The sequence below is a fragment of the Aeromicrobium sp. PFPM2_SD2 genome (assembly GCF_057364525.1).
Genome location: NZ_JBNFNZ010000113.1, coordinates 1 through 6,441 on the forward strand (window position 1 = coordinate 1; position 6,441 = coordinate 6,441).

Genomic DNA, 6,441 nt, shown 5'->3' on the forward strand with positions numbered 1-6,441 from the left:
GGCCGCGGCGGTCGCGCATCGACCCGCCCCGCGGTCCGGCCACGACGCCCCTGTACAGGTCCACGCCGGCGAGCATACGGCGCGCCGCGTGCGCAGGCTGTCGTCCCCGCCGGTTAACCTTCCCGGGTGGCGACGAAGCGGAGGTGCACCAGGACGGCGTGCTCGGAGCCGGCCGTCGCCACCCTGACGTACGTCTACGCCGACCAGACCGCCGTCCTCGGTCCGCTGGCCACGTACGCCGAGCCGCACACCTACGACCTGTGCGCGGCCCACTCCCAGCGACTGTCCGCCCCGCGCGGTGGGACGTGCTGCGGCTCGCGCCGGACCCTGCCACGCTGGAGCCCTCGCACGACGACCTGCTCGCCCTGGCCGACGCGGTGCGCGAGGCCGGTCGCCCGGTGCCCGACGCCGACCCCGCGCCGGGGCTGCGGCTCGTGCCCGCCCCGACGACGAGGAGTAGCAGCATGGACCCCGCTCGAGCCGATCGTGAAGGCCTACGACGTCCGCGGCCGCTCGCCCGAGCAGCTGGACGCCACCCTCGCCCGCACCCTGGGCGAGGCCTTCGCCCACGAGGTCGGCGTCGCCGGCGGTGGCCGGGTGGTGGTCGGTCACGACATGCGCGACACGTCCCCCGTGCTGGCCCGCGCGTTCGGCGAGGGCGTCCGCTCCACCGGCGCCGACGTCGTCGAGATCGGCCTGGCGTCCACCGACATGCTGTACTTCGCCTCCGGCGACCTCGACCTGCCCGGCTGCATGGTCACCGCGAGCCACAACCCGGCCGTCTACAACGGGCTCAAGCTGTGCCGTGCCGGCGCCCGCCCGATCGGCCTCGAGACGGGCCTGCGCGCGATCGCCGACCGGGCCGCCGAGCTGCTCGACCGCGAGCAGGTCCCGCCCGCCACCGGCGGCGTCGAGAACCTCGACGCGCTGAGCCGCTACGCCGCGTACCTGCACCGGCTGGTGCCCGTCACCGGACGCCGGCTCTCGGTCGTCGCCGACGCCGGCAACGGCATGGCCGGGCACACCGTCCCGTCGGTCTTCGCCGACCTGGACGTCGACCTCACCGCGCTGTACTTCGAGCTCGACGGCACGTTCCCGAACCACGAGGCGAACCCGCTCGACCACAGCACCCTGGTCGACCTGCAGGACCGGGTGCGCTCCACGGGCGCCGACGTGGGCCTGGCCTTCGACGGCGACGCCGACCGCTGCTTCGTGGTCGACGAGCGCGGCGAGGTCGTGTCGCCGTCGGCCATCACCGCCCTCATCGGCGCCCGCGCCCTGCGCGAGCACCCCGGGGCCACGATCCTGCACAACGTCATCTGCTCGCGGGCGGTGCCCGAGATCATCGCCGAGCACGGCGGCACGCCGGTGCGCACGCCGGTCGGCCACTCGCTCATCAAGGCCGAGATGGCCCGCACCGGCGCCGTCTTCGGCGGCGAGCACTCCGGCCACTTCTACTTCCGCGACTTCTACCTGGCCGACTCCGGCATGATCGCCGCGCTGCACGTGCTGGCCGCGCTGGCCGAGACCGAGGGCACGGTCTCCGAGCTCATGGCCCAGTACGACCGCTACCCGTCCTCGGGCGAGATCAACAGCACCGTCGACGACGCCGACGCCGTCCTGGAGCGGCTGCGCACGACGTACGCCGAGCACGACCAGGACACGCTCGACGGCCTCACCGTGACCGCCGCCGACTGGTGGTTCAACGTCCGCAAGTCCAACACCGAGCCGCTGCTGCGCCTCAACGTCGAGGGCGCCGACGAGGCGACCATGGCGCGGGTGCGCGACGAGGTGCTCGGTCTCATCCGATCGGGAGACACCGCATGAACATCGACCCGGGCCTGCTCGACATCCTCGTGTGCCCGCAGTGCCGCTCGACGCTGTTCGTGGACGACGACCGCAGCGAGCTGGTGTGCAACGCCTGCTCGCTGGCCTACCCGGTGCGCGACGACATCCCGGTCATGCTGATCGACGAGGCCCGTCCGGTCGCCTGACCCGCCGCGTCAGTGCGCGGCCGGAGCGCTGCGCAGCCGCTGGACGAGCATGACCACGCCCAGCACGACGACGCCGACCACCAGGCCGACCACGGCCGACGCGGCGGTGTTGGCCAGCCAGCCGAGCACGGCGCCGACGCCGGAGACGGCGTCGTGGGCGGCCTCCTCGACGTGGTGCACGAGCTCGTACGGGCCGTGCCAGCCCAGGTCGTCCACGCCGACGAGCAGGATGTGGCCGCCGACCCACAGCATCGCGGCGGTGCCGACCACCGACAGCACGGTGAGCACCTTGGGCATGGCCCGCACGAGGCCGCGGCCGAAGCCGGCGACGGCGCCCTGCCCGCGCTGGGCCAGGGCCAGGCCGGCGTCGTCCATCTTCACGATGAGCGCGACCACGCCGTAGACGACGGCGGTGATGACGAACGCCACCACGAGCAGGATCGCCAGCCGCGACCAGAAGCCCTCGCTCGCCACCTCGTTGAGCGAGAGCACCATGATCTCGGCGCTGAGGATGAGGTCGGTGCGGACGGCCGAGGAGACGATCTCGTCCTCGGAGCGCTGCACCTCCGCGGCGTCGGCGTGGCCGTGGCCGAACAGGGCGCCGTGGATCTTGTGCGCCGCCTCGTAGCACAGGTACGTGCCGCCCAGCATGAGGATCGGGGTCAGCAGCCACTCGGCGAACTGGCTCATGAGCAGGGCCAGCGGCAGGATCACCAGCAGCTTGTTGCGCAGCGAGCCCTTCGCGATGCGCTTGACGATCGGCACCTCGCGCTCGGCGGCCAGGCCGCGGACGTACTGCGGCGTCACGGCCGTGTCGTCGATGACGACGCCGGTGGCCTTGGCGGTCGCCTTCGCCGCGGCGGCCCCCACGTCGTCGACGGACGCGGCGGCGAGCCGCGCGAGGCGGCGACGTCGTCGAGCAGGCCGAACAGGCCGGCGCTCACCGGGGGCTCCGGGCGGCCGGGGGACGGGACGGGTGCTGGGGCATGGCGTTCCTTCGGTCGTGCGGTCGCCTCCCAGCATGGCAGTCCCGGACCGCCCGGTCGCGCCACGAGCCCCCGGCGACCGTCGGAGCGGGCGGCCTTCGCGCGGGGAGATACGCTGTCGCTCATGGATTTCAACGTCGCCGACCTGTCCCTCGCCGAGTACGGGCGCGCCGAGATCACGCTCGCCGAGCACGAGATGCCGGGCCTCATGGCCATGCGCGAGCGCTACGGCGCCAGCAAGCCGCTGAAGGGTGCCCGCATCGCCGGCTCCCTGCACATGACCATCCAGACCGCCGTGCTCATCGAGACGCTGGTCGACCTGGGTGCCGAGGTGCGCTGGGCGAGCTGCAACATCTTCTCCACGCAGGACCACGCCGCCGCCGCGATCGTCGTCGGCCGTGACGGCACCCCCGAGGACCCGCAGGGCGTCCCGGTCTTCGCCTGGAAGGGCGAGACCCTGGCCGAGTACTGGGACCTGGCCGAGCAGATCCTCGTCTGGCCGAACGGCCAGACCCCCAACATGATCCTGGACGACGGTGGCGACGCGACCCTGCTGCTGCACCTGGGCGTCGAGTACGAGAAGACCGGCGTCGTGCCCTCGCCCGACACCACCGACAACCCCGAGCTCAAGGAGGTCCTGCGCGTCCTGGCCCGGGCCCAGGAGCAGGACCCGCAGCGCTGGACGAAGATCGGCGAGAGCGTCCAGGGCGTCACCGAGGAGACCACCACCGGCGTCCTGCGCCTGTACGAGCGCTTCCAGGACGGCTCGCTGCTGTTCCCGGCGATCAACGTCAACGACTCGGTCACCAAGAGCAAGTTCGACAACAAGTACGGCTGCCGCCACTCGCTGGTCGACGGCATCAACCGCGCCACCGACGTCCTCATCGGCGGCAAGGTCGCGGTCGTGTGCGGCTACGGCGACGTCGGCAAGGGCTGCGCGGAGTCGCTGCGCGGCCAGGGCGCCCGCGTCATCGTCACCGAGATCGACCCGATCTGCGCGCTGCAGGCGGCCATGGACGGCTACCAGGTCGCGACCTCGAGAGCGTCGTCGGCCAGGCCGACATCATCATCACAGCCACCGGCAACAAGGACATCGTCCGCCTCGAGCACTTCGAGCAGATGAAGAACCAGGCCATCGTCGGCAACATCGGCCACTTCGACAACGAGATCGACATGGCCGCGCTGTCGAAGGTCCCCGGCATCACGCGCACGACGATCAAGCCGCAGGTCGACGTCTGGCAGTTCCCCGACGGCCGCAAGATCATCGTGCTGTCCGAGGGCCGTCTGCTGAACCTGGGCAACGCGACCGGCCACCCGTCGTTCGTCATGTCCAACTCGTTCACCAACCAGGTCCTGGCCCAGATCGAGCTGTTCACCAAGGCCGACCAGTACGAGCTCGGCGTCCACGTGCTGCCCAAGCACCTGGACGAGGAGGTCGCCCGCCTGCACCTCGACGCCCTCGGCGTCCAGCTCACCGAGCTGACCAAGGAGCAGGCCGAGTACCTCGGCGTCGACGTCGCCGGGCCGTACAAGTCCGACCACTACCGCTACTGAGCCACCGGCACGACCCCCGCACGCCATGAGCTACCGCCGCAGGACGAATCCCGACCGGGTGCTCGTCGTCGACGACGACGCCGCGCTGGCCGAGATGCTCACGATCGTGCTCGAGGGCGAGGGCCTGGTCACCGAGGTGTGCTCCTCCGGTGACCAGGTCCTGGACCGGTTCGCCGAGTTCAAGCCCGACATCGTCCTGCTCGACCTCATGCTGCCGGGGCTGGACGGCATGAGCGTCTGCCGGCGCATCCGGGAGCGCTCCGGCGTCCCGATCGTCATGCTCACGGCCAAGGCCGAGACGACCGACGTCGTGCAGGGCCTGGAGGCGGGGGCGGACGACTACATCACCAAGCCGTTCAAGAGCTCCGAGCTCGTGGCGCGCATCCGGGCCCGCTGCGCCGCACCGACCGGCTCGCCGAGCCGCTCGTGTTCGGCGACATCGTGCTCGACCCGGCCGCCCACACGGTGACCCGCGCCGGCCAGGCGCTGGACCTCACACCGCTGGAGTTCGACCTGCTCGCCTGCCTGCTGGGCACGCCCGAGCAGGTGTTCAGCCGCGAGGTGCTGCTCGAGCGGGTGTGGGGCTACCACCACCCGGGCGACACCAAGCTGGTCAACGTCCACATGACGCGGCTGCGCAGCAAGATCGAGGACGACGCGGACGACCCCCGGGTCATCCGCACCGTCCGCGGGATCGGCTACCAGGCCGTCCTGCCCGACGCCGGGTCGGCGTGACCCCGTGGCCGGTCCGGTGAGGACGCCGGCCGGCCTGTGGCGCCGGTCGCTGCAGTTCCGCGTCGTGGCCAGCACCCTCGTGCTCAGCGCGATCGTCATCGGCCTGACCGGGTGGGCCCTGGTGCGCAACGTCGCCGACGGGCTCGCCGAGGGCCGCCGCGACGTCGCCGTCTCCGAGGCCCGCGCCGGCTTCGAGGCCGCGCAGGTGCAGCTCGACGCCGCCGTCGAGACCGCCGACGGGGCGTCGCAGTCCCAGACCCTGGCCGAGATGGTCGACGACCTGTCGGTCACCAGCCCCGAGACACGCCCCTACGACCTCGTGCTCGAGGGGCCGCTCGCCTCGGGCACCACGTCGGCCGTGCGCTCCTCGGTGCCGTTCGACGAGGCGACGGTGCCGCGGCGCCTGCGCGCGTCCGTGCGCGACGACGGCGGCGTCTTCTGGTCGTACACGACTGCCAGCGCCCCCACCGTCGGCGAGGACGCCCCGGCGGTCGTCGTGGGCGGACGGCTCAACGTCCCCAGCACGGGCGACGCCTACGCCCTCTACTACGTCTTCTCGATGGCCGAGCAGGAGCAGACGCTCTCGCTGGTGCGCCGGGCGCTGCTGCTCGGCGGCGTGGCGATGGTGCTGCTCGTCGCCGGCGTCGCCTGGATCATCTCGCGCCAGGTCGTGAACCCGGTCCGGCTGGCCCGCCGCATCGCCGAGCGCTACGCCGCGGGCAACCTCGAGCAGCGCATGCACGTGCGCGGCGAGGACGACATCGCCCGGCTCAGCACGTCGTTCAACCAGATGGCCGCCAGCCTGCAGAGCCAGATCCGGCGGCTGGAGAACCTCTCGCGGCTCCAGCAGCGCTTCGTCTCGGACGTCTCGCACGAGCTGCGCACGCCGCTGACGACCGTCCGCATGGCCGGCGAGGTGCTGCACCAGGCGCGCGACCGCTTCGACCCGGCCACCGCCCGGGCCGCGGAGCTGCTGACCGCCGAGATCGAGCGCTTCGAGGAGCTGCTCTCGGACCTGCTCGACCTCAGCCGGTTCGACGCCGGCGCCGCGCAGCTCGAGCTGGACTCGGTGGACCTGGCGCAGGTCGCGCGGGACGTGGCCGACAGCCCCGGTGCTGCGCGCCGCCGACATCAAGGTCGACCTGGAGGGGGTCGAGCGCCCGGTGGTGGTC

The 6,441-nt window shown here is 72.3% G+C and carries 6 protein-coding genes and 2 pseudogenes; 7 read left to right on the forward strand and 1 reads right to left on the reverse strand.

All coding sequences use genetic code 11. From position 1 onward, the window contains the following. Positions 1 to 126: 126 nt before the first annotated feature. The 3 genes and pseudogenes from AC2W7G_RS07335 to AC2W7G_RS07345 all read left to right on the forward strand — a co-directional run. A pseudogene (locus AC2W7G_RS07335) lies at positions 127 to 422 on the forward strand (DUF3499 domain-containing protein); the annotation flags it as partial. A gap of 64 nt (positions 423 to 486) precedes the next feature. Continuing rightward, positions 487 to 1,827, forward strand: coding sequence for a phosphomannomutase/phosphoglucomutase (locus AC2W7G_RS07340; protein WP_485867854.1), 1,341 nt, complete (start codon positions 487 to 489; stop codon positions 1,825 to 1,827). Then, on the forward strand, positions 1,824 to 1,994 hold the full coding sequence (locus AC2W7G_RS07345) for a Trm112 family protein (RefSeq protein ID WP_485867859.1): 171 nt from the start codon (positions 1,824 to 1,826) through the stop codon (positions 1,992 to 1,994). The genes AC2W7G_RS07340 and AC2W7G_RS07345 overlap by 4 nt, the downstream gene beginning before the upstream one ends. Positions 1,995 to 2,003: 9 nt before the next feature. Here the strand turns inward: AC2W7G_RS07345 and AC2W7G_RS07350 are convergent, their stop codons facing one another. Then, on the reverse strand, positions 2,004 to 2,864 hold the full coding sequence (locus AC2W7G_RS07350; protein WP_485867855.1) for a DUF808 domain-containing protein: 861 nt from the start codon (positions 2,862 to 2,864) through the stop codon (positions 2,004 to 2,006). 240 nt (positions 2,865 to 3,104) lie between these two features. Between AC2W7G_RS07350 and ahcY the strand changes: the two are divergent. The 4 genes and pseudogenes from ahcY to AC2W7G_RS07370 all read left to right on the forward strand — a co-directional run. After that, positions 3,105 to 4,534, forward strand: a pseudogene (gene ahcY, locus AC2W7G_RS07355) (adenosylhomocysteinase). A 25-nt stretch (positions 4,535 to 4,559) separates the two neighbouring features. Further along, positions 4,560 to 5,003 (forward strand): response regulator, encoded by a 444-nt coding sequence (locus tag AC2W7G_RS07360; RefSeq protein WP_485867856.1) that lies wholly within the window; start codon positions 4,560 to 4,562, stop codon positions 5,001 to 5,003. After that, the gene (locus AC2W7G_RS07365; protein ID WP_485867857.1) at positions 4,961 to 5,269 is read left to right on the forward strand and encodes a winged helix-turn-helix domain-containing protein; all 309 of its coding nucleotides are present in this window, start codon (positions 4,961 to 4,963) and stop codon (positions 5,267 to 5,269) included. The genes AC2W7G_RS07360 and AC2W7G_RS07365 overlap by 43 nt, the downstream gene beginning before the upstream one ends. Positions 5,270 to 5,273: 4 nt before the next feature. After that, on the forward strand, positions 5,274 to 6,441 hold a 1,168-nt coding region (locus AC2W7G_RS07370; protein ID WP_485867858.1), incomplete at its 3' end, for a histidine kinase dimerization/phospho-acceptor domain-containing protein.